At 67.4% G+C, this 26,076-nt stretch carries 19 protein-coding genes and 2 tRNA genes; 6 read left to right on the top strand and 15 right to left on the bottom strand.

The genetic code is table 11. From position 1 onward, the window contains the following. Window positions 1-62: 62 nt before the first annotated feature. The 4 genes from ST3T6A_RS0109465 to glpX form a co-directional block, all read right to left on the bottom strand. Window positions 63-2,006 carry a site-specific integrase gene (locus ST3T6A_RS0109465; protein WP_157602681.1) on the bottom strand — a complete coding sequence of 648 codons (1,944 nt, stop codon included), beginning with the start codon at window positions 2,004-2,006 and terminating at the stop codon, window positions 63-65. An 85-nt stretch (window positions 2,007-2,091) separates the two neighbouring features. Next, window positions 2,092-2,167 (bottom strand) — tRNA-Glu (locus ST3T6A_RS0109460). 59 nt (window positions 2,168-2,226) lie between these two features. Beyond that, entirely contained in the window at window positions 2,227-3,993 is a 1,767-nt protein-coding gene (gene recJ / locus ST3T6A_RS0109455) for a single-stranded-DNA-specific exonuclease RecJ (RefSeq protein ID WP_037538194.1), read from the bottom strand. A 54-nt stretch (window positions 3,994-4,047) separates the two neighbouring features. Beyond that, window positions 4,048-5,028, bottom strand: coding sequence for a class II fructose-bisphosphatase (gene glpX / locus ST3T6A_RS0109450; RefSeq protein ID WP_019832670.1), 981 nt, complete (start codon window positions 5,026-5,028; stop codon window positions 4,048-4,050). A 54-nt stretch (window positions 5,029-5,082) separates the two neighbouring features. Between glpX and ST3T6A_RS0109445 the strand changes: the two genes are divergently transcribed. Beyond that, window positions 5,083-5,472, top strand: coding sequence for a hypothetical protein (locus ST3T6A_RS0109445; protein WP_157602678.1), 390 nt, complete (start codon window positions 5,083-5,085; stop codon window positions 5,470-5,472). 3 nt (window positions 5,473-5,475) lie between these two features. Here the strand turns inward: ST3T6A_RS0109445 and ST3T6A_RS0109440 are convergent, their stop codons facing one another. The 3 genes from ST3T6A_RS0109440 to ST3T6A_RS0109430 all read right to left on the bottom strand — a co-directional run bounded on the left by ST3T6A_RS0109440 (window position 5,476) and on the right by ST3T6A_RS0109430 (window position 8,581). Then, window positions 5,476-6,783, bottom strand: coding sequence for a homoserine dehydrogenase (locus ST3T6A_RS0109440; protein WP_019832668.1), 1,308 nt, complete (start codon window positions 6,781-6,783; stop codon window positions 5,476-5,478). A gap of 86 nt (window positions 6,784-6,869) precedes the next feature. After that, a complete protein-coding gene (locus ST3T6A_RS0109435; protein WP_019832667.1) occupies window positions 6,870-7,244 on the bottom strand; it encodes a glycine zipper 2TM domain-containing protein in 375 nt (124 codons plus the stop codon). A 125-nt stretch (window positions 7,245-7,369) separates the two neighbouring features. Continuing rightward, window positions 7,370-8,581 (bottom strand): LL-diaminopimelate aminotransferase, encoded by a 1,212-nt coding sequence (locus ST3T6A_RS0109430; RefSeq protein WP_019832666.1) that lies wholly within the window; start codon window positions 8,579-8,581, stop codon window positions 7,370-7,372. Between the two features lie 97 nt (window positions 8,582-8,678). On the opposite strand from ST3T6A_RS0109430, the gene ST3T6A_RS0109425 reads away from it, so the two are divergent. The 3 genes from ST3T6A_RS0109425 (at window position 8,679) to clpS (ending at window position 12,135) form a co-directional block, all read left to right on the top strand. Then, the gene (locus ST3T6A_RS0109425; protein WP_019832665.1) at window positions 8,679-10,466 is read left to right on the top strand and encodes a PHA/PHB synthase family protein; all 1,788 of its coding nucleotides are present in this window, start codon (window positions 8,679-8,681) and stop codon (window positions 10,464-10,466) included. 121 nt (window positions 10,467-10,587) lie between these two features. Next, window positions 10,588-11,613: a phasin family protein gene (gene phaP / locus ST3T6A_RS19770; protein ID WP_235785762.1), complete on the top strand. Its 1,026-nt coding sequence runs from the start codon at window positions 10,588-10,590 to the stop codon at window positions 11,611-11,613. 186 nt (window positions 11,614-11,799) lie between these two features. After that, window positions 11,800-12,135: an ATP-dependent Clp protease adapter ClpS gene (clpS, locus tag ST3T6A_RS0109415; RefSeq protein WP_026359568.1), complete on the top strand. Its 336-nt coding sequence runs from the start codon at window positions 11,800-11,802 to the stop codon at window positions 12,133-12,135. Window positions 12,136-12,154: 19 nt separating this feature from the next. On the opposite strand, the gene ST3T6A_RS0109410 is transcribed toward clpS, so the two are convergent. Continuing rightward, window positions 12,155-12,814 carry an NUDIX hydrolase gene (locus ST3T6A_RS0109410; RefSeq protein ID WP_019832662.1) on the bottom strand — a complete coding sequence of 220 codons (660 nt, stop codon included), beginning with the start codon at window positions 12,812-12,814 and terminating at the stop codon, window positions 12,155-12,157. A gap of 118 nt (window positions 12,815-12,932) precedes the next feature. After that, window positions 12,933-13,008: transfer RNA gene (locus tag ST3T6A_RS0109405), tRNA-Ala, on the bottom strand. Window positions 13,009-13,266: 258 nt separating this feature from the next. On the opposite strand from ST3T6A_RS0109405, the gene ST3T6A_RS19765 reads away from it, so the two are divergent. Further along, on the top strand, window positions 13,267-14,208 hold the full coding sequence (locus ST3T6A_RS19765) for a DUF2171 domain-containing protein (protein WP_019832661.1): 942 nt from the start codon (window positions 13,267-13,269) through the stop codon (window positions 14,206-14,208). Between the two features lie 100 nt (window positions 14,209-14,308). On the opposite strand, the gene manD is transcribed toward ST3T6A_RS19765, so the two are convergent. Then, entirely contained in the window at window positions 14,309-15,520 is a 1,212-nt protein-coding gene (manD, locus tag ST3T6A_RS0109395) for a D-mannonate dehydratase ManD (protein ID WP_019832660.1), read from the bottom strand. A 75-nt stretch (window positions 15,521-15,595) separates the two neighbouring features. Continuing rightward, entirely contained in the window at window positions 15,596-17,890 is a 2,295-nt protein-coding gene (locus ST3T6A_RS0109390; protein WP_019832659.1) for a TonB-dependent receptor, read from the bottom strand. Window positions 17,891-18,194: 304 nt separating this feature from the next. Between ST3T6A_RS0109390 and uidA the strand changes: the two genes are divergently transcribed. Next, window positions 18,195-20,138 (top strand): beta-glucuronidase, encoded by a 1,944-nt coding sequence (uidA, locus tag ST3T6A_RS0109385; RefSeq protein ID WP_019832658.1) that lies wholly within the window; start codon window positions 18,195-18,197, stop codon window positions 20,136-20,138. A 4-nt stretch (window positions 20,139-20,142) separates the two neighbouring features. Here uidA and ST3T6A_RS0109380 read toward each other — a convergent pair whose 3' ends face one another. From ST3T6A_RS0109380 to ST3T6A_RS0109365, 4 genes are all read right to left on the bottom strand, one after another. Next, window positions 20,143-21,462 (bottom strand): MFS transporter, encoded by a 1,320-nt coding sequence (locus ST3T6A_RS0109380; protein ID WP_162140521.1) that lies wholly within the window; start codon window positions 21,460-21,462, stop codon window positions 20,143-20,145. 166 nt (window positions 21,463-21,628) lie between these two features. Further along, window positions 21,629-22,078 carry a hypothetical protein gene (locus ST3T6A_RS21860; RefSeq protein ID WP_019832656.1) on the bottom strand — a complete coding sequence of 150 codons (450 nt, stop codon included), beginning with the start codon at window positions 22,076-22,078 and terminating at the stop codon, window positions 21,629-21,631. Window positions 22,079-22,172: 94 nt separating this feature from the next. Next, window positions 22,173-24,458 carry a glycoside hydrolase family 3 N-terminal domain-containing protein gene (locus ST3T6A_RS0109370; RefSeq protein WP_019832655.1) on the bottom strand — a complete coding sequence of 762 codons (2,286 nt, stop codon included), beginning with the start codon at window positions 24,456-24,458 and terminating at the stop codon, window positions 22,173-22,175. Further along, the gene (locus ST3T6A_RS0109365) at window positions 24,455-25,927 is read right to left on the bottom strand and encodes a glucoamylase family protein (RefSeq protein ID WP_083937429.1); all 1,473 of its coding nucleotides are present in this window, start codon (window positions 25,925-25,927) and stop codon (window positions 24,455-24,457) included. The genes ST3T6A_RS0109370 and ST3T6A_RS0109365 overlap by 4 nt, the downstream gene beginning before the upstream one ends. Between the last annotated feature and the right edge of the window lie 149 nt (window positions 25,928-26,076).

Here is a 26,076-nt window from a genome sequence, read left to right as displayed (position 1 = left end):
TCTTGACGCCAATAGTATTCCCAATTTTTAGATGATATTGTATCATTTTAGCTCCATATGCTTTAATGGGAACCATTATCTTTTGCAGATATCAGGCGTGGCCAATCGATGAAATGGAGGTTCAGCTTCTGAAGCTCCACATACTGCCGCCGTATCGAGGCGCCCAGGCCATATCGTCGCCCGACGGTCGCGGGCGCATGCCCAGTAATCTGGTCCCGAAGCTTCTCATCAATGTCTGATTCCTCAGCGCGATCCTTCCATTCGTGACGTAGCGAATGAAAAGTATAGCGCTTGTCGTTGGTCACGACGCGATCAATGTACCGGTTCAGCCGCCGACTGAGTTCGCGGGTGAACTTGCCGTCCTTGTCGCGGGTCAGTTCGAAGAGATGTCCCGCACCCGCGGCCTTTCGCTGGCGAACATAGTCAGAGAAACCAAGCTCGAGCAGGCGAGGATGGATCACAATGACCCGATCCGATTCGTCGGTTTTGGTGCTCTGGTCCTCTCCCGTTCCGGTCAGATAAATCACCGTGCAGGTTCCTTCGAACCCGGGACCATATGCGCGTCGCAGATCGACCTCGTCGATATCGCCGAGCCGGATCTGCCCGATCTCCTCGAGGCGCGGTCCGGCCGTCGCGGCAAACAGGAACGACCAGTAAAGCTCGTCCTGATAGAGCCTGTCGCCGGGTACCGTTCGCTGCGTATCGGATTGCCCCGCACATCCGTTGAACAACGGCGAGTCGAAAAGCGCCTGCATCATGGACGGGCGGAAAGGCAGACGAGGGTTGACCTGCCCTTTGCGTGTTTTCGAATAACCGCTGATCCGTATGCCGGAGGCGACATTCTGTGCGATCCAGCCTTCATTCGCCAACGCGCCCAGAATTGCCTGCAAGGCACCAACGTCTTTCTTGATCGACGCAGGTGCGAGCTTTCGGTAGGCACCTGCCCCCCGCCTCGCTTCCTCGATGATGGTGCGGAGCGATCCACCCTTTTTCTCTATCTTCTCGGGAGTCAGGTTGGCCGGCATGTCCTCAATGAGGTCGCGATATTCCAGCGCAGCGTCCCTCGTGATTTCACCGATCGGCAAATCCCCAAAGAGGTTGATGAAACGGCCGACCGCGCGTTGAGCCTCGAGAAAGGACTGCGGCCGTGGAGCGGCAAGCGCCTGCCATCTTGTCAGTCCCTCCGAGAGCTTCCTTCCACCTTGTGACAATACCGGTGCAGATGCCTCCGCAACAACATGACGGACAGCGCCTGGCGCCTCCGGCTGGGGCGTCGATACCGAAGGACTGTACATCACGATCAGATGCTCATCCCAACTGGCGAGGCGGTAGTTCGACAGGACGGTGAGGAACGCTTCTGCGACTGCATCGTAGAGCGAGCTCTGGTTGGGAATTTCGACTCCTGTCACACTTGATATGAGCGAGACCTCGGGGCTGACGAGATGCCAAGCTTGGTCGTTCAATGCCTTCGTTGCGATCTCGCGAAACGCCAGGCCCTGGGTCTCGAATGAACGCTGGCTCACCCGCATCCTCGCAACAAGCGGCGCCTTCTCATCGTCCGAGATGAGCGAGACCGGCTCACCGCTATCCGCCCAGTCTGCCTCGTCAGGCTCGCCGGCGAATGCCAGCTTTGCGTTGAAGTCACGGTACGCTTCCTGTCCCCAGGAGGTGACGACGCGATAGGCGAGGAACTTGAGAAAACCGTAGATGACGGGGTCGAGCTGATCGTGAGGCTCCGCAAGTTGGCGTATGGTTTGATCGACAAGGGCGGGCGCTCGAGCGAGGCTCTCTTCAGCGATCTCGCGATCCAGCACCTGGAATTTCGCTCGCCATTCCGCCTGCAGGCGGGCGTGCGCCAGCTTCGCCTCATTCGGCTCCAGGGTGTGGAGTGACAACTTGATCTCGGTCTTGCCGACACGATGGCGCAGGCGGTGCGGAACCCCCATCCTGAACCAGAGATATTTGGACTTTGAGTGCTTGGTGGGCCCCGGCATACGCAATCTCATTTGTACCACCCCTTTGTACCACCGGGCGGTGCCAAAGCTACGAGATTGCGCGGTCCTGCCGGAAATCCAGCTATCCGGATGAAGGTGGTGACCCCAACGGGACTCGAACCCGTGTTTTCGCCGTGAAAGGGCGACGTCCTAGACCGCTAGACGATGGGGCCGTCCGGCTGTGGAGGGGCGCTTAGGGCAGGCGTGCCGCCGGGTCAAGCGCGCTTGCGCATCAATCCGCCCAGGCCGCGTCGTCGATGTGCAATTCAGCCGCGCGGCGCTGGCCCCAGTCATCGATCTTCGCGCGGCCGGCCAGCCAAAGGCGACGCTGCGGCCCTGCCCCCAGCAGCGCCGCGCCCAGTGGGGTGTCGGCCTGACCGAAAGCCATCGCCTTGATCGGCCGGCCATCCTCACCCGCCACGATCGCGCGGACATGGTTCTTGCCGACGATATCCGCCTTCACCACACGCACCCGCCCTGCTGCGACGCGCGGGCTCGGCCAGCCGGCGCCATAGGGGCCACCCGCTTCCAGCGCCTCGACCAGTTCCGGCGTGACGCCGCCCGGCCCGACCACCGCATCCACCAGCAGCGCCCGCGCCTCGGACGCCGCAGCGACGTCGGCGGCGAGGCGATCGTCGAGAAAATCCGCCAGCGCATCCAGCCGCTCCGCCTCGACCGTCAGGCCCGCCGCCATCGCATGGCCACCGCCCGCGACCAGCAACCCCGCGTCCTTCGCCGCCATCACCGCCGCGCCGAGGTCCACGCCCGTCACCGAGCGGCCCGAGCCCTTGCCGATGCCCTCGTCCACCGCGACGATGATCGCGGGGCGCTGGGCGCGCTCCTTGATGCGGCTGGCGACGATGCCAATCACGCCGGGGTGCCATCCCGCGCCCGAGATCAGCACCACCGAGCGATTGCCCTGTGCTGCCAGCAGCGCCTCGGCCTCGTCGCGGACGGCCTGCTCGATGGCGCGGCGTTCCTCGTTGAGCTGGTCGAGTTCGGCGGCGATGGCACGGGCCTCGCCCTCGTCCTCGGTGGTGAGCAGGCGGACGCCGAGATCGGCGCGGCCCACGCGACCGCCCGCATTGATGCGCGGGCCGAGCGCAAAACCGAGATCGGTGCACGTCGGATCGCGCGTCAGCCGCGAGGCCTCGATCAGCGCGGCGAGGCCGATGTTGCGGCGGCCGGCCATCACCTTCAGCCCTTGCGTCACGAAAGCGCGGTTGAGACCCTTCAACTGTGCCACGTCCGCCACCGTACCGAGCGCGACGATGTCGAGCAGGTCGAGCAGCTTGGGCTCTGCCCGGTTGGCGAACCAGCCCCGCGCGCGAAGCGTGCGGATCAGCGCCGCGCCCAAAAGAAACGCCACGCCGACGGCGGCGAGATGGCCGTGCGCCGCGCCTTCATCCTCGTCGAGGCGGTTGGGATTGACCAGCGCGTGCGCCACGGGGAGCGCGGTCGAGCATTTGTGGTGGTCGACGACGATCACGTCGAGCCCGGCATCTTTGGCCGCCTGAAGCGCCTCGAACGCCTGCGCGCCGCAGTCGACGGTGACGACGAGGCTCGCCCCCTCCCCCGCCAGCCGCACCAGCGCGTCGGCGGAGGGGCCATAGCCCTCCAGCAGGCGGTCGGGGATGTAGATGCCCGCCCGCAGCCCCAGATCACGCAGCAGGCGGACGAGCAGCGCCGCCGAGGTCGCGCCGTCCACGTCATAGTCGCCGAAGATCGTCACCGGCTCGGATCGCTCGATCGCATCGGCGAGCCGGTCGGCGGCGCGGTCCATGTCGCGGAAGATCGACGGGTTGGGCATGAAGCCCCGGATCGTCGGGCTGCGATGCGACTCCAGCGCGTCGCGCGGGCAGCCGCGGGTCAGCAGCAACTGGTCGACCAGGGCATCCGGGCGGAAGCCCGTGTCACTGTCGTCATTGGCCAGTCCCCGCCAGCGCCAGGGCTGGCCAAGGATCGAATGGGTCACTCCGCAGGGGGCACTCGCGCTCATGCCGGCGGGGTAGCCGATCGGCGCCCGCTTGGGAACGCCGCCCGGCCAGCCGGATCAGCGCTGGCGGTGGTGCTCGCCCTTCACCCAGCGGATCGTGCGCGACGAGGCGCGCATCACCACGCTGTCGGTGGTCATCACGCCATCCTTGCGGCGCTTGACGCCCGCGAGCAGCGAACCGTCGGTCACGCCGGTGGCCGCGAAGATCGCATCGCCGCGGACGAGATCCTCCAGCTCATAGATGCGGTTGAGGTCGGTCACGCCCCACTTGGCGGCGCGCGCCCGCTCGTCGTCATTGCGGAACAGGAGACGGCCCTGGAACTGCCCGCCGACGCACGACAGCGCGGCCGCCGCCAGCACGCCCTCCGGCGCGCCGCCCGAGCCCATATACATGTCGATCGTCGTGTCCGGGTTGGTGACCGCGATCACGCCGGCCACGTCGCCGTCGGGGATCAGGTGGATGCCGCAGCCGAGGCCGCGCAGCTCCGCGATCAGTTTCTCGTGGCGCGGGCGGTCGAGCACCATCACGGTGATCTCGGACGGCTCCACGCCCTTGGCCTTGGCGAAGGCGCAGACATTCTCGGTCGGCGTGCGATCGAGCGAGACGAGCCCGCGCTCATAGCCCGGCCCGATCGCCAGCTTGTCCATATAGACGTCGGGCGCGTTCAGCAGGCAGCCTTCCTCGGCGATGGCGAGAACGGCGAGCGCGTTCGGCCCGGCCTTGGCGGTGATGGTGGTGCCCTCCAGCGGATCGAGCGCGATGTCGATCTTGGGGCCGTTCCCGGTGCCAACCTTCTCGCCGATATAGAGCATCGGCGCCTCGTCGCGCTCGCCCTCACCGATCACGACGGTGCCGTCGAACTCCAGCTCGTTGAACGCCTGACGCATGGCTTCGACGGCGGCGGCGTCGGCCGCCTTCTCGTCGCCGCGCCCCACGAGCTTCGCCGCCGCGATCGCCGCCGCTTCGGTGACGCGCACCATTTCGAGAACGAGGACGCGATCGAGAACATGGCTTGCGGCGACATGGTTGCTGGGCATGATGGCTCCTGCGGCCCTGAAAACTGTGTCGAGCGTTAGGGAAGGCGTGTTACGATGTCGAGCATGGCAGCGTTGGTACTTTTCGCTGCCGCAGCATCACAGGCACCGCCCGTCGCAAGCCCGCAGTCCGGCATCACGGCCGAGCAGGCGATGGCACATTATCACGCGATGACGAGCATCACGACGCCCGGGAGGCTCGACGAGGCCTGTCCGGAGGACGTGGCAGACCAGATCGTGGTCTGCGCGAAGCGTCGCCGCCCGCCGCCGCGCCTGCCCTTCCCGGAGGCGCGGGCCGAGCCGGGCGAGATGGTCCGCCATCCCGGCGAGCCGGGGAAGGGCGATCCGGGGCCTCCCACCGGCCCGCCGAGCAAGCAGATGGAAACGATCTTCAAGGGCTTCCACCTTCTCAAGAGCATCTTCACCGGGGAAGACCCGGTCGACTGACCCTCACACGTCGAGGATGTGCATCCACATCGGCTGGCCGATAAGGCTGGCCGAGCCCTCCAGCCGGGCGAGCGCGTCGGTGACCGCGCGCTCCGGCCCCTCGTGCGTGACCATCGCGACCAGCACCCCGCCGTCGGGCGTGGTGCCGCGCTGGATCAGGCTCTCGATCGAGACGCCCGCGTCCCGCATTGCCGCCGCGATCTCGGCGAGCACGCCGGGACGGTCCGCCACCGAGAAGCGCAGATAGGCGCGGCCGCGCCGCTCGCCGGTCGGCGCGGGCGCCATCTCGGCGAGGCTGTCGACCGGCATGGCGAAGGCCGGACCATATTCGCCGCGCGCGATGTCGATCAGGTCGGCGACCACGGCGGAGGCGGTCGGCCCTTCGCCGGCGCCGCGTCCCTCGAAGAAGAGACGGCCGACGAAATTGCCTTCCGCCACCACGGCGTTCAGCGAGCCCGCGACATGCGCCAGCGGGTGCGACGCCGGCACGAGGCAGGGGTGGACGCGCTGGAACAGGCCTGCGGTCGCGCTGCCCTCGGGCTGCGCCTCGGCCACGCCGACGAGGCGGACGCGATAGCCCAGCGCCTGCGCCTGCGCGATATCGGCGGCGATGACGTGGCGGATGCCGGAGATGGCGGCCGAACCGAAATCGATCTTCGTGCCGAAGGCGAGGCTGGCGAGGATCGAGAGCTTGTGGGCGGCATCGACGCCGTCGATGTCGAAGCTCGGATCGGCCTCGGCATAGCCCAGCCGCTGTGCCTCGGCGAGCACCTCGGCGAAGTCGCGGCCCTCATCCTCCATGGTGGTGAGGATATAATTGCAGGTGCCGTTCAGGATGCCGTAGACGCGCCCGATCGCATTGGCGGCCGCGCCCTCGCGCAGCCCCTTGATGACCGGGATGCCGCCCGCCACCGCCGCCTCATATTTGAAGGCGACGCTCTTCGCCTCGGCGTCTCCGGCAAGGCCGAGGCCGTGATGCGCGATCATCGCCTTGTTGGCGGTGACGAAATGGCGGCCGGCGGCGATGGTCCGGCGCGCGAGCGTGAGGGCCGGGCCGTCCGCCCCGCCGATCAGCTCGACCACCACATCGACATCGTCACGCTCGGCGAGCGCGGCGGAATCATCCACCCAGGCGAAACGGCCGAGGTCCACGCCGCGATCGCGGGTGCGGTCGCGGGCGGAGACGGCGGTGATCTCGATCGCCCGGCCGGCGCGACGCTCGATGATCTCGCGATTGGCATCGATCAGCTTGATGACGCCCGCACCCACGGTGCCAAGCCCAGCCAGAGCGACGCGCAATGCCTTCGACATTAAAAACCCTCCCGAGATACCGGCTTTTCCGCTGGCACGTCGGGAGGGTTAGGGCAAGCCGTCAGACGGCTCAGAAATCCTTTATATCAGCGGCAGCGAACCTTGCCGCGATCGATCGAGCGGCCCAGCAGCGCGCCGCCGCCAGCACCCAGCAGCGTGCCGAGCGTGCCGCCGCCGACGACATTGCCGAGCACGCCGCCGCCGATCGCGCCGATCACGAGGCCGGTCGTGCCGTCGTTGCGGCGGCAGTAATAGCGCCCGTCACGGCCGCGATAGACCTGGTCGTTGCGGCCGAGACGGCGCTCGCGATAGCGGCGGTCGGACCGATAGGAATCGGAAGGATTCCAGTCGTGGCGGTCGCCCTGCCAGTGATAGCGGTCCTGCGCGAGGGCCGGGGCCGGCAGCGCCATGGGTGCCGCCATCAACGTCGCGGCGACAACGCCAAACATCATCTTCTTCATCGATCCACTCCTTGCCTTCCTTGCGCCTCAACCGACTGCGCGACAAATGGTTGCGCAGCCGGTTCGATTTATGCGCCGCCCCGAATGGAGCGGCGCTGAACGGATCAGTCAGGTGGGAGACAGGATCAGCCCGCCTTGGTCGAGCCCGGCGTGTTGATCCCCATAGACTGGAGGTAGCGCTTGATGTTGCGCGCCGCCTGCCGGATGCGATGCTCGTTCTCGACGAGCGCGATGCGGACATAGCCCTCGCCCTCCTCGCCGAAGCCGACACCGGGCGCGACCGCGACCTGCGCGTGGGTGAGGAGCTGCTTGGAGAATTCCAGCGCGCCGAGGTGGGCGAGCGCGGGCGGGATCGGCGCCCAGGCGAACATCGACGCCTCGGGCGAGGGAATATCCCAGCCCGCGCGGCCGAAGCTCTCCACCAGCACGTCGCGGCGGCGCTTGTAGAGCTGGCGGTTCTGCTCGACGATGTCCTGCGGGCCGTTGATCGCCGCCACCGCCGCCGCCTGGATCGGCGTGAAGGCGCCATAATCCAGATAGGACTTCACGCGGGTGAGCGCTCCGATCAACTGCCGGTTGCCGACCGCGAAGCCGATCCGCCAGCCGGCCATGGAGTATGTCTTGGACATAGAGGTGAACTCGATCGCCACGTCCTTCGCGCCCGGCACCTGGAGGATGGACGGCGTCGGCGTGTCGCCGAAATAGATCTCGGCATAGGCCAGATCGCTGAGCACCCAGAGGCCATGCTCCTTCGCGAACTCGACCACCTTGGTGTAGAAATCGAGGTCCGCGACATAGGCCGTCGGGTTGGACGGATAGCCGATCACCAGCACCTTGGGCTTGGGCACCGTGTAGGCGACGGCGTGCTCCAGACGACGGAAGAAATCCGGCCCCGGCGCCGCGGGGATCGAGCGGATCGCAGCGCCCGCGATGATGAAGCCGAAGGTGTGGATCGGGTAGCTCGGGTTGGGCGCCAGCACCACGTCGCCGGGCGCGGTGATCGCCTGCGCGAGATTGGCGAGGCCCTCCTTGGAGCCGAGCGTCACCACCACCTCATTCTCGGGATCGAGATCGACGCCGAAGCGGCGCTGATAATAGCCGGCCTGCGCCTTCCTCAGCCCCTTGATGCCCTTCGACGCGGAATAGCCGTGCGCCGCCGGATCGCGGGCCACCTCGGCCAGCTTCTCGATCACATGGCTGGCGGGCGCGCCGTCGGGGTTGCCCATGCCGAGGTCGATGATGTCCTCGCCTGCCGCGCGCGCCGCCGCCTTCATCGCGTTCACTTCGGCGAACACGTAGGGAGGCAAACGACGGATGCGGTAGAAATCTTCGGACATTCGTAAACACCTTTCGAATGGGTCGCCATTGACGCGACCCACGCGTTATAGCGTGAGAGCGCGCGCGGTCACAGGCGCGTTTCGACGGGAGATTCAGGTGGCGGGCAAGGACCATGCAACGTCGGACACTCCGGGCGCGCTCGGCTTCACGCCGACGCTCGACGAACTCCAGCACTGGACGGGCGTGATCGGCCGCGCGCAGCAGCTCCTGCTCGAATATGGCACCCGCAAGGCCACGCAGACCGCGGTGCCGGCGATGCCCGATCTTTCCCGCCTGATGAGCGGCGCGGGGCCGATGCACTTCGGCATCGACACGCAGGCGCTGATCGATGTGCAGGCCGATTTCTGGAAGGACAGCCTGTCGCTCTGGCAGCGCTTCCTGAACCCGGAGACGCCCGCCCCCGCCGGCCATGACGAGGATCGCCGCTTCGCCGCCCCGCAATGGCGCGACCATCCGCTGTTCGATCTGATCCGCCAGTCCTACCAGCTCGTCTCGGGGCATATGCTCCGCTCGGTGGAGGCGGTGGAGGGCCTCACCGACAAGCAGCGCGAGCAGCTCCGCTTCGCCACCCGCGCCTTCACCGAGGCGCTCTCGCCGGCCAACTTCACGCTGACCAACCCGCTCGCGCTCGAGAAGATCGCGGCGACGCGCGGCGAAAGCCTGCTCAAAGGGCTGGAGCATCTGCTCGCCGATCTCGATCGCGGCCAGCTCACCCATTCGGATCGCTCCGCCTTCCAGCTCGGCAAGGACATCGCCACCACCCCCGGCAAAGTGATCCACGAGACGCCGCTCTACCAGCTCATCCACTATGCGCCGACGACGCCCGACGTCGCGAAGACGCCGCTGATCATCTTTCCGCCGTGGATCAACCGCTTCTACATCCTCGATCTCAACCCGAAGAAGAGCTTCGTGCGCTGGGCGGTAGAGCAGGGCCTGAGCGTCTTCATGGTGTCGTGGAAATCGGCGGACGAGAGCCTCGCGGGCATCACGCTCGACGATTATGTCGCCGCCCAGATCGACGCGATCGACACGGTGCGCGCGCTGCTCAGCGTCGAGGCGGCGCATGTGGTGGGCTATTGCGTGGCCGGCACCACGCTCGCCGCGACGCTGGCGCTGCTGGAGAGCCGAGGCGAGGCAGCGAAGGTCGCCACCGCCACCTTCTTCACCGCCCAGGTGGACTTCAGCGCGGCCGGCGACCTCTCGCTGTTCGTCGACGATACCCAGCTCGACATGCTGGCCAATCTCTCGGCCGACAAGGGCTATCTGGACGGCCGCTACATGGCCGTCACCTTCAACCTGCTGCGCGGGCGGGATCTGATCTGGAACTATGTCGTCCAGAACTATCTGCTCGGCGAGGAATATCCGGCGTTCGACCTGCTGCACTGGAACGGCGACACCACCAACCTGCCCGCCGCCTGGCACCAGGCCTATCTGCGCGACTTCTATCGCGACAACCTCCTCGTCCGCCCCGGCGGCATCCGCGTGGCGGACATGCCGATCGATATCGGCAAGGTGAAGACGCCCTCTTATGTGCAGGCCGGCCGCGAGGATCATATCGCGCCGCCCGAAAGCGTGTGGAAGATCACCGAGCATTTCGCCGGCGAGGTGAAGTTCGTGCTCGCGGGCTCGGGCCATATCGCCGGCGTGGTCAATCCGCCGGCGGCCGGCAAATATCAGTATTGGACCAGCGACAAGGCAGCCGCGTCCCTGAGCGACTTCGCTGCGCAGGCGCGGGAAACCAAGGGAAGCTGGTGGCCGGACTGGCGCGGCTGGATCGCCGCGCACGACGGCGAGACGGTCCCGGTGAAGGGCGCGCGCATCCCCGGCAAGGGCAAGCGCAAGGCGATCGAGGACGCGCCCGGACGCTACGTCACGCTGCCCTGAACCGTTCGTCGCGTTTCCCGGACCGTTCGGCCAAAACCCTCACAACGGGGTCATGTTGCACTGCACAAAAATCTTGCGCGACGATCGCGAATCGGATATTGTGCGTCGCAACATAAGTGTAATGGTATCAGCCTTGGAGCAGGGCATGGCCGAGAACACGTCGAAGTCGTCATCCGTGGCATCGAAGAAGCAGACCCCCGCGGCGAAGGCGGCGGCGAAAACCGCGCCGGTCGCGGCGCCCAAGCCGGCCGTCGCCAGTGCGGCCCCGAAGGCCGCTGCGGCGGTGGAAACCAAGCCGGCTCCGGCCGCGGCGAAGGCCGCCCCGGTGGCCGCCAAGCCGACCCCGGCGCCCCGGCCCGCTCCTCAGAGCGTGAAGGCGGCTCCGGTCGAAACCAAGCCCGCGCCGGCTCCGCAGCCGGTCGCGACCGTCAAGGAAACACCCGCCGCCGCGCCCGCCAAGGTCGCGCCGGTGGCTGTCAAACCGGCGTCTGCGGCGCCCAACATCAAGTCGGCCCCCACGGCTCAGGCGCCCGCGCCGAAGCCGGCAGAAGTGGCCGCAACGAAGCAGGACACGCCGACGGTTCCGGCCCCCGTGGCCGCTCCCGTCGAAACTGGGGCGAAGAAGGCGGCGTCGATCACGATCGCCGCCATCACCGAGGGAAGCAAGACCATGAACGAGACCGTTGCGAAGGCGCAGGAAACCGCCAAGAAGTTCACTGCCGATGCCAGCGAGCGCGTCCAGGCGCTCTTCGGCGAAGTCAGCGAGCGCGCCAAGGGCGCGTATGAGAAGAGCGTGAAGCTCGGCGAGGAACTCACCGAGTTCCAGAAGGGCAATGTCGAGGCGATGGTCGAATCGTCGAAGCTGGCCGCCAAGGCCGCCGAGTCGCTCGGCCAGGAAGCCGCCGACTATGCGCGCAAGTCGTTCGAGAGCAGCAGCGCTGCCTTCAAGACCTTCGCGTCGGCCAAGTCGCCCACCGAGCTGTTCAAGCTCCAGAGCGACTATATGAAGTCGTCGTTCGACGCCGCCGTGGCGGAAAGCTCGAAGGTCACCGAGGCGTGGCTCAAGCTCGCCGGCGACATCGCCCAGCCGCTGTCGAACCGCTTTGCGGTCGCGGTGGAGAAGGTGAAGGCGAACGCCGCTTTCTGATCCGCTCCGGCGAGAGATGAAGGAGACGGCCGTCCCGGCAAGGGGCGGCCGTCTTGCTTTTGGGGCCGCGCCTTTCGGCGGGCCGCGCCGCATTAACCTCGCCGGCCTCTTGCTCTGGTGCCGGCCGATACCATATCCTGCGGCCTAGCCATGCAGACCGATATCCACAACATCGACAGCCGCACCATGCGCGCCATGGCCGCCGGCAAGGAAGGCGACGACGCCGGCACCGGCCTCGGCGTGGCCACCCGCACGCGCGCGCGCACCAAGAAGCCGTCGCTCTACAAGGTGCTGATGCTCAACGACGATTATACTCCGATGGAGTTCGTCGTCCTCTGCCTCCAGCGCTTCTTCCGCATGAACATCGAGGATGCGACGCGGGTGATGCTGCACGTCCACCAGAAGGGCGTGGGCGTGTGCGGCGTGTTCAGCCACGAGGTCGCCGAGACGAAGGCGACGCAGGTGGTGGATTTCGCCCGCCAGCACCAGCATCCGCTCCAGTGCACGATCGAGAAGGCCTGAGCCTCCTCCCCGTCCCCGCTCAGTAGCGCATCGCCGTACCGACCGGCTCGCCCGTGATCGGGTAGCCCGCATCGTCCGGGATGCGCAGCCAGTCGCCGCCGGCGCGATGCTCCACCCAAGGGGTGATGATCCGCTGGGGGAGCCGTTCGGCTTCCGCACGCGCGTCCGAGAAGCGGGAGAAGCGCGCCAGACGCTCCAGCAGGCGCCGGGTCGGGAAGATGGCTCGCCCATCGCCGCGCGCGCAACGGGCGAGCAGATCCCCGGCGGCGGCCCAGAAGGCACTCGCCGTCTCCACGCCGTCCGCCACGGGGATCGCCTCCCCCTGCGCCTCCGCCAGATAGAAGCGCGTGTCGAACCGACGCTTCACCCGCTCCTTCGGCAGCCAGCGGGCGAAGGGCACCAGCGCCTCCGCCGGGGAGACGGCGATGGCCGTCTCCTCCAGCGTCTCGCGCACCGCCGCGATGCGGGCAGCGCCGTCCTCGGGCTCCAGCGCGGGGTGGAGCCGGCTCGCGGCCTCGTAATCGGCGGGATCGACGCGGCCACCCGGAAACACATAGGCACCGGCCGCGAACACCAGAGAGGCGCTGCGCTGCACGATCAGCAATTCGGGCGGACCGGACCGGCGCTCGCGCATCAGGATCAGCGACGCGGCCGGAAAGGCGGGATCATCCTCGGTCATCGGCCATCCATGACGCCGATCACGCACCGCCCGCAAGAGCGGCCGGCGAACAGCCTCATCGACCGCCGGAATGGCATCGTCCGAGCCTGTCGAAATGTGAGGAAAGACCCGGCGGGGTTGGTGGAGCTGAGGGGAATCGAACCCCTGACCTCTGCAGTGCGATTGCAGCGCTCTCCCATCTGAGCTACAGCCCCGCACCCGCCGGGGCCGTCCCTTTAGCCGCCCCTTTCGCACGCTGCAACACGCAAAAATCAAAAAATCCGATTCGCCGGGAATTCGCCCGTTCGCGGTCCGTCTCCGGCTGGCCCCGGCTGACCGCGCGCACAGCCCGACGCTGGCGTAACGATCGGAACATCAAGGATTTTCTTCCGTTCCTTGGTCGATCGTCCGGGCAGCGCGCAAGCCGTCGACACCGGGCGGCATCCGTCTTCCAGGAGAAAGGATCAGCCATCATGGGCTATGAACGCTATGATCGCCGCTACGGATCGGGCCGCGACTATGATCGCGACGCGGGCGATCGCTATCGCCGCTCCAGCGAGGATCGCGGCTTCTTCGATCGGGCCGGCGATGAGGTCCGTTCCTGGTTCGGCGACGAGGAGGCCGAACGCCGCCGCCGTCTCGATGAAATCTATGACGAGCGCTACAACCGCGACCGCTATGAGGGTGGGCGCTATGCCCGCTATCGGCCGGGCGGCTATTCGAGCCCGGACAGCTATCCGCGCTGGGCGCGCAGCAACCAGTCCGGGGACACGCGCCATCGTTACGCGTCGGGCTACAGCCCTTATTCCACTTATTATCCGGGGCCGGATGAGGATCGCCAGTTCGGGACGGACTATGCCGCCACCCGCACCCATGGCGATGCGGGCTATCCTTATGTCGACGACGATAGCTGGCGGACCGCCGAATATCGTGCGCTCTACGGCCGGCGTGGCGGCCAGGAGGATCAGCACGGCTATCATAGCTGGCGCAACCGCCAGCTGAGCGAGTTCGATCGCGACTATGACGAATATCGCCGCGAGAACCAGTCGCGCTTCGAGAGCGAATTCTCGGCCTGGCGCCAGAACCGGCAGACGCAGCGGGAAGCGCTGCGCAAGGCGAAGGAGCATCAGGAGGTGGTCGGCTCCGACGGCGAGCATGTCGGCACGATCGACCATATCCGGGGCGACCGCATCCTGCTGACCAGGACCGATCGCGACGCCGGTGGCCATCATCACTCGATCCCCTCGTCCTGGATCCAGATGGTGGACGACAAGGTCCACCTGTCCAGAACCGCCGAGCAGACCCGGCAGGCCTGGCGCGACGAGGACAATCAGCGCGGCCTGTTCGGGCGCGATGAGGAAGACGACGGTCGCAGCGGGGTCGATCTCAGCCGGAGCTTCTCCGGCACCTATTGATCGGGCGGGCGGCTACGCCCCGCCCTCCCGACAGGCGAAGGCCCGGCCGAGATGATCGGCCGGGCCTTCGTTCTGTCAGCCACTCTGTCGCGAAAGCGGCTTACCAGTGGAACATCGTCCCGTCCTCAAGGCGGTTCACCGGCAGATAGGCCCGCTTATATTCGTACTTGGCGGCCAGTTCCTCGTCGATGTCGACGCCGAGGCCGGGCTTGTCGCCGGGGTGCATCAGGCCGTCCTCGAAGCTGTAGGCATGCGGGAAGACGGCGTCCGTCTCCTCCGTGTGGCGCATATATTCCTGGATGCCGAAATTCGGCACCGACAGATCGAAATGCAGTGCCGCGGCCATGCAGACCGGCGAGAGATCGGTCGCGCCATGGCTGCCGGTGCGGACATTGTGCATGTCGGCGAAGCTCGCGATGCGGCGCAGATGGGTGATGCCGCCGGCATGGACCACGGTGGTGCGGATATAGTCGATGAGCTGCTCCTCGATGAGCTGCTTGGCATCCCAGATCGAGTTGAAGATCTCGCCCACCGCGAGCGGCGTGGTGGTGTGCTGGCGGACCAGGCGGAAATTGGCCTGATTCTCGGCCGGCACCGCATCCTCCATCCAGAAGGGCCGGAAGGGCTCCAGATCCTTGCCGAGGCGCCCCGCCTCGATCGGCGTCAGGCGATGGTGGACGTCGTGGAGCAGGTGGACGTCCCAGCCGAGCGCCTCGCGCCCCTTCTCGAACAGCGGCGGCACGGAGCGGAGATATTTCTCGGTCGACCAGAGATTCTCGGTCGGCAGGTCGGCGTCGGCGGGCTCGTAGAAATAGCGGTCCTTGGAGACGCCGTAGGTCGAGGCGAGGCCCGGCACGCCCGACTGGAGCCGGATCGCCTTGTAGCCCAGCGACTGGTAGTGGAGCGCGTTGTCGATCGTCTCCTCGATCGTCTTGCCGTTGGCATGGCCGTAGACCATCACGCCCTCACGGCTGGCGCCGCCGAGGAGCTGGTAGACCGGCAGGCCCGCCACCTTGCCCTTGATGTCCCACAGCGCGGTGTCGACAGCGGCGATGGCGCTCATCGTCACCGGACCGCGACGCCAGTAGGCGCCCTTGTAGAGATACTGCCACACATCCTCGATGCGGTGCGCGTCGCGGCCGATCAGGCAGGGGATGACATGGTCGGTCAGATAGCTCGCGACCGCCAGTTCGCGGCCGTTGAGCGTGGCGTCGCCCAGCCCGTAGATGCCTTCGTCCGTCTCGATCTTGAGCGTGACGAAGTTGCGGCCGGGCGAGGTGACGATGACCTTGGCGCCGGTGATCTTGGGCATGGTACTGGGCTCCGCATGACAGGGGGGAAGAAAGAGGCGGTAGCGGGGAACACTACCGCCAGGAGGGGTAAGCGATCAGAAACTATAGGATGCCCTGACGCCCGCGTAACGGCGGAAATCGCGCGGGAGGTAGCTCTGGATCGCCAGAGCGTTCGCGTAATTGCCGGACGAGTTGGTCAGGTTGTCGTAATAATGCTTGTCGAACAGGTTGTTGACGAAGGCCATGACCTCATAATGACGGTCCGGCTGACGGATGCCGAAGGACAGGTTGGCGATGCCATAGCCCTTCTGGATCGTCGTCGGGTCCTGGTTGAGCGAGAAGTTGAACTTGCTCTGATAGGTGTACGCGCCCGTGACCACCGCCTGGAAGGGCAGCGACCCCAGATCATGGCTGTAATCGAAGCCGGCGGTGAGCTTCCACTTCGGCGCCTGCGGCGGACGCGAGCCCGACAGGTCCTGGTGCGCCGGCACCGACGGAGCGCCCGGCGCCGCCACCGTCGCGGGGATGCAGCCCTGCGCGGCCGTCTGGTTCGTATAGCACTGGGCGAAGGGGAAGTCGGTGATCTTCGCGTCGAGATAGGTGGCCGAGACGTTCAGGTTGAGGTCCGGCGTGGCGCGGAAGGCGCTCTCCACCTCGATGCCGCGCGTGCGCAGCTTGCCGACATTGTCGAGCCGGAAGTTCGGCGTGCCGTTGATATATTCGACACCCTGCGCCTGGAAATTCTTGTAGCGCGTGTTGAACGCGGTGACGTTCAGGGTCACGCGCTTGTCGAAGAACTGGGTGCGGGCGCCGATCTCCCAATCCTTGGACGTCTCCGGCCGCACCGGGATCTCGCGCGACGAGTTGAAGCCGGTGGAGAGATCGTAGGTCTCGCCCTTGTGCCCGGTCGCATAGGTCGCGAACAGCATCACGTCGTTGCCGATATGCTGCTGGACACTCAGCTTGTAGGTGCCGAAGCTGTCGCCATCGCTGCCATGATAGAAGGTGTTGTTGGCGAGGATATCGAGGAAGGTGTTGCGCACCTTCTCATGGCTGTAGCGGCCGCCCGCGATGAGGGTCGTGTGCGACAGGATGTCATATTCGAGCTGGCCGAAGCCCGCTTCCTGGATCGAGCCCGCCGTCGCGTGCCAGCGCGCCTGCGAATAGACCGGGCCGCGGGTGAAGTCGCGGCTGTAGCTCACGTCGGCGTAGAACAGGCCGAGCGTGTAGCGGAAGCGGTCATGCCCGGGCGAGACGAGGCGGAGTTCCTGCGTCCATTGGCGCGAGCCGAAATTGCCGAACTGGCGGTTGTCGATGCTCGGCTGCGCGGTTTCGTCCTGATCGAGCTGATCGTGCATCAGGAACTTGTCGTGGCTGGTGATCGACATCAGCGTCGGCCCGCCGATGTCCCACGAGACGCGGAGCGATTCCGCGAGGTCGTGATACTGGGTGCCGGTGGTGAAGTTGTTGACCACGTCGCGGTTGTTCGGGCCGACCGTCACGCCCGGCGAGATGACCGACTGCGGATAGGCCGGATTGCCGCGCAGCAGCGCGCCGTCGGCGATGTCGATGAAGGGGCGGCCGGTGGTGGTGCGGCCGTTGATGTAATCGAGGCCCGCATCCACCGTGACGTTGGGCGCCGGCTCCCAGCGCAGCTTGTTGCGCGTGGAGAGGATGCGGCGGCCGTTGATCTTGTCACCATCGGCAAGGTTGTGGATGTTGCCGTCGAACTTGTCGTAGTTGAACGTCGTGCGGAAGCCCAGGTTCTGCGTGAGCGGGCCGGAGAGCATCGCCTGCCCCTGCCACTCGTCGTCGGTGGTGGCGAGGCCGGTCACCTTGCCGGTGAGCGTCTTGCTCGGCGCGGGCGTCACGATGTTGATGAGGCCAGCCGACGCCGACTTGCCGTAGAGCGTGCTCTGCGGCCCACGCAGCACCTCGATACGCTCGACATCCGAGAGATCGGCGAACGCGCGCGCCTGAAAGGCGATCGGCACATCGTCGACGACGACCGCGACGCTCGGCTCCACGCCGATCGAGAAGGCGAAGGTGCCGACGCCGCGGATCGACACGGACGCGTTCACCGGATTCTCGGCCGGGCGCACGACCAGCGACGGCGCCACGCGGTTGAGATCGGTGAAAGCGCGCACGCCGTTCGACTGGAGTTGCTGCGCGCCCACCACCTGCACGGCGAGCGGCACGTTCTGGAGATTCTGCGCGCGCTTCTGCGCGGTGACGATGATCTCGCCGCTGTTGGGCGCCGAGGCGTCCGCGGCCTGCACGGGGGCTGGCTCCGACGCCGTCTGGGCGTGCGCGCCCGACGCGATCAGGAGCGCCAGGGCGGCGCCGGTCGCCGATCGCGACAAGATGGTGGCATCGAGCAAGTTCCGCATGGTGTTCCTCTCCGGGATGTTTTGTTTCTGGCGGCGCGAGATGCGCCGATCCCCGACTCCGCCGATTAAGCATTGGTCAGACCTTTTGCAACATTGGTAATGTATGACATCGACATCGGCCTGACAGACACTTTGCGGACGTGGCAAATCCGCCACGATGGTAACAGACTACAACTGGCGGTCATGCGACAGGAGCGCTTGCCGCAGGTGGCCTGACCAGCTAATCCCCTTGCCGATCGGACGAGCTTCAGGCGCGGGACAGCGCAATGGCATTCGCCCGTCACAAGATCAGGAGAGGACAGACATGACCGACACGTCGCACCGCCCCTCGACGGACATCACCCGCCGGCAGGCGTTCGGGGCGGTCGGTGCGGCCGTCGCGGTCGCCGGCCTCGCGGAAGCCGCCACGGCGGCGGACGGCCCGGTCCGCGCACCCCTCCCCGCACCGGAAGGCCCGACGCGCCTCTATCCGCATCCGAGCAACACGCGCGCCACGCGCGACCTTTCCGGCCTGTGGCGGTTCAAGCTCGACCCGAAGGACGAGGGCGAGGCGCAGCGCTGGCACGAAGGGCTCACCGACACGCGCGCCATTCCCGTGCCGTGTAGCTGGAACGACCTGTTCGACGATGCGCGCAACTATTTCGGCGCGGCCTGGTACGAGACCGAGTTCCACCTCGATCCCGCCTGGAAGGGCCAGCGCGTCCATCTGCGCTTCGGCTCGGCGGTGTATCGCGCGGAGGTGTGGGTGAACGGCCAGCTTCTGGGCGAGCATCTCGGCGGCCACCTGCCCTTCGCCTTCGACATCGGGCAGGCCGCCCGCTTCGACCAGCCCAACCGCCTCGTCGTGATGGTGGAGAACAAGCTCGAACTGGCCCGCGTCCCCGCGATCCCCGACCCCGCCACCTCGCGCTTCTACCTCGAGGACTTCCCGCAGACCTCCTACGATTTCTTCCCTTATTCGGGCCTGCACCGCCCCGTCTGGCTGTTCACCACGCCGGCCGCGCATGTCCATGATGTGAGCGTCGTCACCACCCGCTCCGGGACGACCGGCGTGGCGGAGGTGTCCTTCACCGTCGCGGGCGGCTGGTCGGGCGCGGCCACGCTCACCATCTCGGGCGGCCCCTCGCCGATCCGCGTGCCCGTGCAGGTGTCGGGCGGCCGGGCCACGGGGACGGTGCGCATCCCCTCCGCCAAGCTCTGGGGGCCGAACCACCCCTTCCTCTACACGCTGACGGTGACGCTCGGCGACGGGCTCGACGAATACGCCTTCAAGATCGGCATCCGCACCATCGAGGTGAGCGGCGACAGGCTGCTGCTCAACGGTGAGCCCGTCCACCTCACCGGCTTCGGCAAGCATGAGGATTTCATCCTCCACGGCCGCGGGCTCGACCTGCCGGTGCTGGTCCGCGATTTCGAGCTTCTGAAGTGGATCGGCGCCAACAGCTTCCGCACCTCGCATTATCCCTATTCGGAGGAAGCGATGATGCTGGCCGACGAATATGGCTTCCTCGTCATCGGCGAGACGCCGGGGGTGAGCCTTACCTTCTCGGATCGGCCCGAGATCATCGCCGCGCGCCACAAGCAGCTCACCGCCGACCTCAGCGACCTGATCGACCGCGACAAGAACCACCCCTGCGTGATCCTCTGGTCGATCGCCAACGAGTCGCTCACCAAGCCCTTCCACACGCTCGACGAGGCGCCGGCGGATGCGGCCGCCAAGGGCACCGCCTTCTTCAGGGACATGTTCGCGCATGTCCGCGCGCTCGACCGCACCCGCCCGGTCGCGATGGTGAGCGTGCAGGGGGGGCCTGCCGAGTGGGTCGGCCAGGGCGACGTGATCTGCCAGAACAGCTATAATGGCTGGTACACCGTCTCCGGCCGGATCGACGACGCGGCGGCCGTGCTGGAGAAGGAGGTGCAGGCGCTGCGCCAGACGCATCCGGGCAAGCCGATCATCTTCACCGAGTTCGGCGCCGACGCCATCGCCGGCAGCCACGCCCACCCCGCCGAGATGTGGACCGAGGAATATCAGGCGGATCTGATCGCCATGTATCTGCGCGTGCTCGGCCGCTTTCCCTTCGTGGTCGGCACGCATCCCTGGGCCTTCGCCGATTTCCGCACGGCGCAGAGCATCATGCGGATCAGCGCGCTCAACCAGAAGGGCGTGTTCACGCGCGATCGGCGGCCCAAGCTGGCGGCGCACCGTCTGCGCAAGCTCTGGGCCGGCAAGGAGCCCGAAGAGGCCTGATCCCTCAGGGCCGGCCGAGCGCGTGGCGGAGGCGCAGGAAGCGCCCCGCCCAGCGCTGCCGCACCGGCTCGGGCAGGAAGGCGCAGGCGATCGCCGCCGCCACCAGCCCGATGAGGCCCAGCACGCCGAACAGCATCGCGCTGTCCGCGCCGACCGCCATCAGCCCCGCCACGCCCGCCGAGACGAGCACCATGCCGGCGGCGTTGACGATGTTGTTGGCGGCCACGTCGCGCGAGCGGTTGGCCGGATCGCCCAGCGTCTGGAGCAGCGCGTAGAGCGGCACGATGAACACGCCGCCGGCCATCGCGATCACGGTGAGGTCCGTCACCAGCCGCCAGCTCGACGGCCGGGCGAGGAAGTCCGCGACACCGACCGGCGCCTCCGCCGGATGCAGGCCGTGGACGGTGAGGCCGAGGTCCATCACCGCGAGCGCCAGCACCAGCGCCGAGACAGGCACATAGCGTGCGGAAATCTCGCCTCCGAGCAGACGGCTCACCAGCAGCGAGCCCGCCGCCACGCCCACCGAGAAGAGGCCGAGGAAGAAGGCTCCCACCTCCGGCGTGGCGTTGAGATGGCCGACCAGCGGCACGAACTGCTGCGTCAGCACCGCACCCAGCGCGAAGAACCAGCTGATGCCGAGGATGGCGAGATAAAGCGGCCGGTTGCGCCGCGCATGGCGGACGATCTCGGCGGTCGAGCGGACGAGGTTCAGCTCCACCGCCGGGCGATCCGCAGCGGGCGGAGCGGGCGGGATGAACAGGCTGGCGGCGAGCCCCAGCGCCGCCACGCCGAGCAGCAGAAGCGAAGCGCTCTCCGCCGACATCAGGCCGCCGGTGATCTGGCCGAGCAGGATGGCGAGGAACGTCCCCGCCTCGACGAGGCCGGTGCCGCCCATCAGCTCGGTCTCGGAGAGATGCTGGGGCAGCATCGAATATTTGACCGGCCCGAACAGCGTCGAATGCGTGCCCATCGCGAACAGCACGGTCATCAGCAGCGGCATCGATCCGCTGTGCAAGCCCCACCAGCCGATCCCCATGATCCCGACCTCGGCGATCTTCACCGCGCGGGCGATCCGTCCCTTGTCGATCCGGTCGGCAAGTTGCCCCGATACCGAGGAGAAGAGGAAATAGGGCAGGATGAACACCCCGCCCGCGATCACCGCCACCATCGCCGCCCGATCCGCCTCGCCCCGGTAGAGCGTGAACGACACCAGGAACAGCATCGCCGACCGATAGAGATTGTCGTTGAACGCACCGAGAAACTGGGTCACGAACAGAGGCAGGAAACGGCGCTTGGTGAGCAGGCTCAGCTCAGGTGCGGACATGGACGATCCCCTTGGCAGCGCGATTCGCACTGCGACATCGCCCTTGATGCCAAAGAAATTGACAATGTGCGCGTCACGCGGCCCCAGCGCATCGGCCGCCCCGGCCGGGCGCGATGCGCTCTCCCCCATCACAGGGAGGGGAGGAGAACCAGCGGACTAGCCTGCCTCAGTTGTTGCAGGCCGGGACATAATGGTTGAGCGCCGGGTCCCAGACCGGCTGGCAGGCATAGCCGTCGCCATAAGCGCCATAGCCGGCGTCGGGATAATCGTAGCCGTCGTCATAGGCGCCGGCCCCCAGCGCATAGCCCAGCGCCAGCCCGCTCCCGCCCCAGAACCACGGGTCGTACCAGCCATAGCCATAGGCCGGATACCAGCCGCCCCAGCCACCACGATAGCCGCCTCGCCAGCCACCGCCGCGCCAACCGCCGCCATGCCAGCCGCCGCCACCGCGCCAGTTCCCGCCACCGCCATGCCAGCCGCCACCGCCGCGGAAGCCGCCGCCGCCATGGAAACCGCCGCCGCCATGCGAGCCGCCGCCCCGCTGGGCCAAAGCCGGTGAGGCCGCGAGAAGCGCCAATCCGCCGACCGCCGCGACCAGGAAATTCCGCTTCTTCACATCAAGCTCCTATGGCCGGAGAAGACCCCGCACGCGACGAGCACCGTGCCTATATGGGAAGCGGCGGACGGAATTTACAGAGGTGCTGCGGCTTTCACTCGACGAGTTCGAAGCTGCCCTCCAGCCCGTCCGCAGCCGAAGGCGCCACCCAGATGTCGAACCAGCCCGGTTCGACGGTGGGCTTGAGGTCCGGCCCGACGAACAGCAGATCCTCGCGCCGGATGGTGAAGCGCACCTCCTCGCTCTCCCCCACCGCGACGGCGACGCGGCGGAAGTCGATCAGGCGGCGGACCGGTTGGGTGATGCTGGCCGACCGGTCGCGGACATAGAGCTGCACCACCTCGTCCGCCGGCCATGTGCCGCGATTGGCGATGCGGGCCGTGACGGTGAGCGGCGTGTCGGCCGACAGCCGGCTCTTCCCCATATCGAGCCCGGTATAGACGATCCGCCCGTAGGTGAGGCCATGCCCGAAGGGGAAGCGCGCCTCGTTGGGCGAGCTGCGATATTGCGCCTTATAGGGTTGCCGGGGGCCAGCCGGCGCGGGGCGGCCGGTGGGCTTGTGGTCGTAATGATAGGGCTCCTGCCCGGATTCGCGCGGGAAGCTGACCGGCAGGCGCCCCGACGGCGCGACCCTGCCGAACAGCACGTCGGCCAGCGCATTGCCCGTCTCGCTGCCGAGGAACCAGGTGACGAGGATCGCCTGCGCCGTCAGCACCGAGCCTTCCAGCGCGAGCGCGCGGCCGTTCTTGAGGAGCACGATCACCGGCTTGCCGGTGGCCGCCACGGCATCCGCCAGCGCCTGCTGCGGGGCGGGCAACACCACCTCGGTGCGCGACTGCGCCTCGCCGGACATCTCCTCGCTCTCGCCGAGCGCGAGCAGCACGATGTCCGCCATCTGCGCCACCGCCACCGCCTCCGCGATGCCGCCGGGGATGGCCGTCTCGACGCCCGAGCCGCGCGCCACCTTGAGCAGCGTGGGATCGCGCATCGCGGCGCCGAGCCCGGTGGCGAGGTCGACCGCCTGCGCATCGTCGCCATAGACGTTCCACGGGCCGATCAGGTCATGCGCCCCCTGCGCGAACGGCCCGATCAGCGCGATCTTCTGCCCGCCGTCCGAGCGCAGCGGCAGCAGATCGTCCTCGTTGCGCAGCAGCACGACCGAGCGCGCACCCGCCTCGCGCGACAGCTTCCGTGCGTCCGGCGTCAGCACGCGCGCCCGCTCGCGTCCGGGGACGAGGCGGCGGAAGGGATCGTCGAACAGCCCCAGAGCCGCCTTGAGCGCCAGCACGCGCCGCACCGCCTCGTCGAGCCGCTCCATCGGCACCGCCCCCGACGCAACCAGCGCCGGCAGATGCTGGAAGTAAAGCCCGCTCTCCATGCTCATGTCGACGCCGGCGAGGAAGGCGAGCCGCGCCGCCTCGCGCCCGTTGCGGGCATAGCCGGCGGCGATCAGTTCCTCGTCGGCGGTGTAGTCGGAGACGACGAGGCCGCGGAAATTCCATTCCCCGCGCAGCACGTCGCTGAGCAGCCAATGATTGGCCGTGGCGGGGATGCCCGAGATTTCGTTGAACGCCGCCATGGTGACGGCAGCACCCGCATCGAAGGCAGCCTGGAAGGGCGGGAAATAGACTTGCCGGAGCGTGCGCTCGGACACGTCGACGCTGTTATAGTCGAGCCCCGCCTCGCCGGCGCCATAGGCGGCGAAATGCTTGGCGCAGGCGGCCACCGCATCGTCCGCAGAGATCGATCTGCCCTGGAAGCCGGCGACCCGCGCCGCGGCGAAGCGGCAGCCGACCAGCACGTCCTCCCCGCTCGCCTCCACGCCGCGGCCCCAGCGAGCGTCGCGGGCGATGTCGACCATCGGCGCGAAGGTGAGGTCGATGCCCGCCGCCGAGGCCTCGACGGCGGCGGCGCGCGCCGTGCGGCGGGCGAGCTCGGGATCGAAGCTCGCCGCCTCGCCCAGCGGCACCGGGAAGACGGTGCGGAAGCCGTGGATCACGTCGGCCGCGAACAGCATGGGGATGCGCAGCCGGCTCCGCATCGCGGCCTGCTGGAGCCGGCGGTGCCAGTCCGATCCCGCACCATTGAAGATGCCGGTCAGCCGCCCCGCCTTGGCGTCGGCGAGCTGCTGGGAGACATTGGCCCGGCTGCTCGGCGGGTTGAGCCGGGTGGCCGCCCCGCCCCCGATCGCCGACGCCATGATGCTGAGCTGGCCTGCTTTCTCCTTCACCGTCATGCGCTTGATCAGCGCCTCGATGAACTCCGGCGTCGCCTTGGTCGACGGGCCAAGCGCGAAACCGAAGGCGGGCCGCGCCGCCATCACCAGCGTGCCTGCGCCCGCCAGCACGGCGCGCCGCCCGATGCCGCTCCGCCCTCTCATGCGGAAAGCCAGCCGCCGGTGAAGCCGGCCTTGGTGAGGCCCGCGCGGATGTAAGGATTGCGCCGCATGATGCTCCAGATCAGACCTGTTCGGTAATTCTCGATCATCGCCAAAATCGGCCCCTGGTCTATGCCCAACCAGTCGGTATCGAACCAGCCCTGACCGGGGATGACCCGGCCGTTCTGGGCCTTGCCGACTGCCTGGAACGTCGGATTGAAGGCGTCGTAGAAACCGTAAGTGCCATAAAGATGGTCGCCGTAGCGATCGCGCATGGCCATTAGCGAGGGAATGCAGATCTCGGGCGCGAAGGGGACGGAGCCGCCCGGCGCGGTCGGCGCCAGCGTGCCGTCGTCCACCGCGCCCACGCCCCGCGCCAGATAGGAGTGGAAGGTCCGCTGCTCGCCGAAGACGTCGATCGAGACGTCGCCCGGCCCGTCGCAGGCGGTCAGCCCCCAGAGATTCGCGTCATAGCCCCGCCAGCCGAGCGGATTGGCGAGCGCATAGTTGCGCTGGGCGATGGTCGCGCGGCGGCTGTTCTCGAAATAATCGCTGCCCTTGCTCCGCATGAAATCGTCCTGGATCTTGCGGAAATCGATCCAGACATGGCTGTACTGATGGCCGAACAATGGCGGGAAGCGCAGCATCGAGAGGCTGCCCGAGTCGGTCCAGAAGGTGGCGAGGCGAACGCTCCACGCATCCCAGCTCTCGCGCGGCAGGCCGTAGATCGGCGCGCCGAGCGCCAGCACATAGACCAGCATAGCCTCGTTGTAGGCCACCCAGTCATAGGGGATGAAATCATGCTCGGGCGTCCAGCCAAGCGCCACGACCGGCGCGCGCGTCATTGCCCAGCGCCAGTCGACCTGGCTGTAGAGCTTCTCAGCGAGGGTCCGGATTTCGGCCTCCTCGGGCCGGTCGTAATAGGTCTGGGCAAGCAGCACGCCCGCCATCAGCAGCGCCGTGTCGACGGTGGAAAGCTCGGTCTGCTGGAAGCGCGTACCGGTCTTGAGGCTGAGGAAATGATAGAAGAAGCCCTGATAGCCGATCACGTCCCTGGGCTTGGCGCCCTGCTCCGCCGTCGCGAGGAAGCGCAGCATGGCGAGCGTGCGCGTCGCCGCCTGCTGGCGGGGGACATAGCCGCGCTCCACCCCGATCACGAAGGCCGTCAGCGCGAAGCCCATCGCCGCGATGCTGGCGAAGGAGGTGGTCGGGAAGCGATCGGGGGCGAGGCCGCGCTTGGGTTCGGTGGTCCACCAGAAATAGGCGAAGGTGCGTAGCTGCACGTCGTCGAGAAAGGCCTCGATCTCGGGCGTGCTGGCGAGCGGCGGCATCCCCGAGGAAGCCGAGGTCTCCACGATCGGCGAGCGCAGGCTGATCGGCGAGCGGAACTTCACCGACGAACAGCCAGCCGCCAGACCGGCCAGTCCGCCGATCAGGGCCCGCCGCCCTATTCCTGCCGCCCCGATGCTCATCCGCGCGGGGACGCCCTGCCGGGTTGCACCGGATACGGATCGCTCGTCCACATCAACGCCTCCGTGAACACAGGACCCTCCTACGACGCGCGCGCCAGTGCCGCGAGGGAAGATCGGACGTGAAACAAATTGGTTCCACCGTCGAGCCA

The sequence above is a fragment of the Sphingomonas sp. PR090111-T3T-6A genome, assembly GCF_000383095.1.
Classification (GTDB): domain Bacteria; phylum Pseudomonadota; class Alphaproteobacteria; order Sphingomonadales; family Sphingomonadaceae; genus Solisphingomonas.
This window is presented reverse-complemented; position numbering and strand designations above follow the sequence as displayed.

What these genes read in the sequence shown, in the direction of transcription:
- ST3T6A_RS0109465 (WP_157602681.1), bottom strand. Translation starts at nt 2,006, where the DNA reads ATGAGATTGCGTATGCCGGGGCCCACCAAGCACTCAAAGTCCAAATAT.
- recJ (WP_037538194.1), bottom strand. Translation starts at nt 3,993, where the DNA reads ATGAGCGCGAGTGCCCCCTGCGGAGTGACCCATTCGATCCTTGGCCAG.
- glpX (WP_019832670.1), bottom strand. Translation starts at nt 5,028, where the DNA reads ATGCCCAGCAACCATGTCGCCGCAAGCCATGTTCTCGATCGCGTCCTC.
- ST3T6A_RS0109445 (WP_157602678.1), top strand. Translation starts at nt 5,083, where the DNA reads ATGTCGAGCATGGCAGCGTTGGTACTTTTCGCTGCCGCAGCATCACAG.
- ST3T6A_RS0109440 (WP_019832668.1), bottom strand. Translation starts at nt 6,783, where the DNA reads ATGTCGAAGGCATTGCGCGTCGCTCTGGCTGGGCTTGGCACCGTGGGT.
- ST3T6A_RS0109435 (WP_019832667.1), bottom strand. Translation starts at nt 7,244, where the DNA reads ATGAAGAAGATGATGTTTGGCGTTGTCGCCGCGACGTTGATGGCGGCA.
- ST3T6A_RS0109430 (WP_019832666.1), bottom strand. Translation starts at nt 8,581, where the DNA reads ATGTCCGAAGATTTCTACCGCATCCGTCGTTTGCCTCCCTACGTGTTC.
- phaP (WP_235785762.1), top strand. Translation starts at nt 10,588, where the DNA reads ATGGTATCAGCCTTGGAGCAGGGCATGGCCGAGAACACGTCGAAGTCG.
- clpS (WP_026359568.1), top strand. Translation starts at nt 11,800, where the DNA reads ATGCGCGCCATGGCCGCCGGCAAGGAAGGCGACGACGCCGGCACCGGC.
- ST3T6A_RS0109410 (WP_019832662.1), bottom strand. Translation starts at nt 12,814, where the DNA reads ATGACCGAGGATGATCCCGCCTTTCCGGCCGCGTCGCTGATCCTGATG.
- ST3T6A_RS19765 (WP_019832661.1), top strand. Translation starts at nt 13,267, where the DNA reads ATGGGCTATGAACGCTATGATCGCCGCTACGGATCGGGCCGCGACTAT.
- manD (WP_019832660.1), bottom strand. Translation starts at nt 15,520, where the DNA reads ATGCCCAAGATCACCGGCGCCAAGGTCATCGTCACCTCGCCCGGCCGC.
- ST3T6A_RS0109390 (WP_019832659.1), bottom strand. Translation starts at nt 17,890, where the DNA reads ATGCGGAACTTGCTCGATGCCACCATCTTGTCGCGATCGGCGACCGGC.
- uidA (WP_019832658.1), top strand. Translation starts at nt 18,195, where the DNA reads ATGACCGACACGTCGCACCGCCCCTCGACGGACATCACCCGCCGGCAG.
- ST3T6A_RS0109380 (WP_162140521.1), bottom strand. Translation starts at nt 21,462, where the DNA reads ATGTCCGCACCTGAGCTGAGCCTGCTCACCAAGCGCCGTTTCCTGCCT.
- ST3T6A_RS0109370 (WP_019832655.1), bottom strand. Translation starts at nt 24,458, where the DNA reads ATGAGAGGGCGGAGCGGCATCGGGCGGCGCGCCGTGCTGGCGGGCGCA.
- ST3T6A_RS0109365 (WP_083937429.1), bottom strand. Translation starts at nt 25,927, where the DNA reads ATGAGCATCGGGGCGGCAGGAATAGGGCGGCGGGCCCTGATCGGCGGA.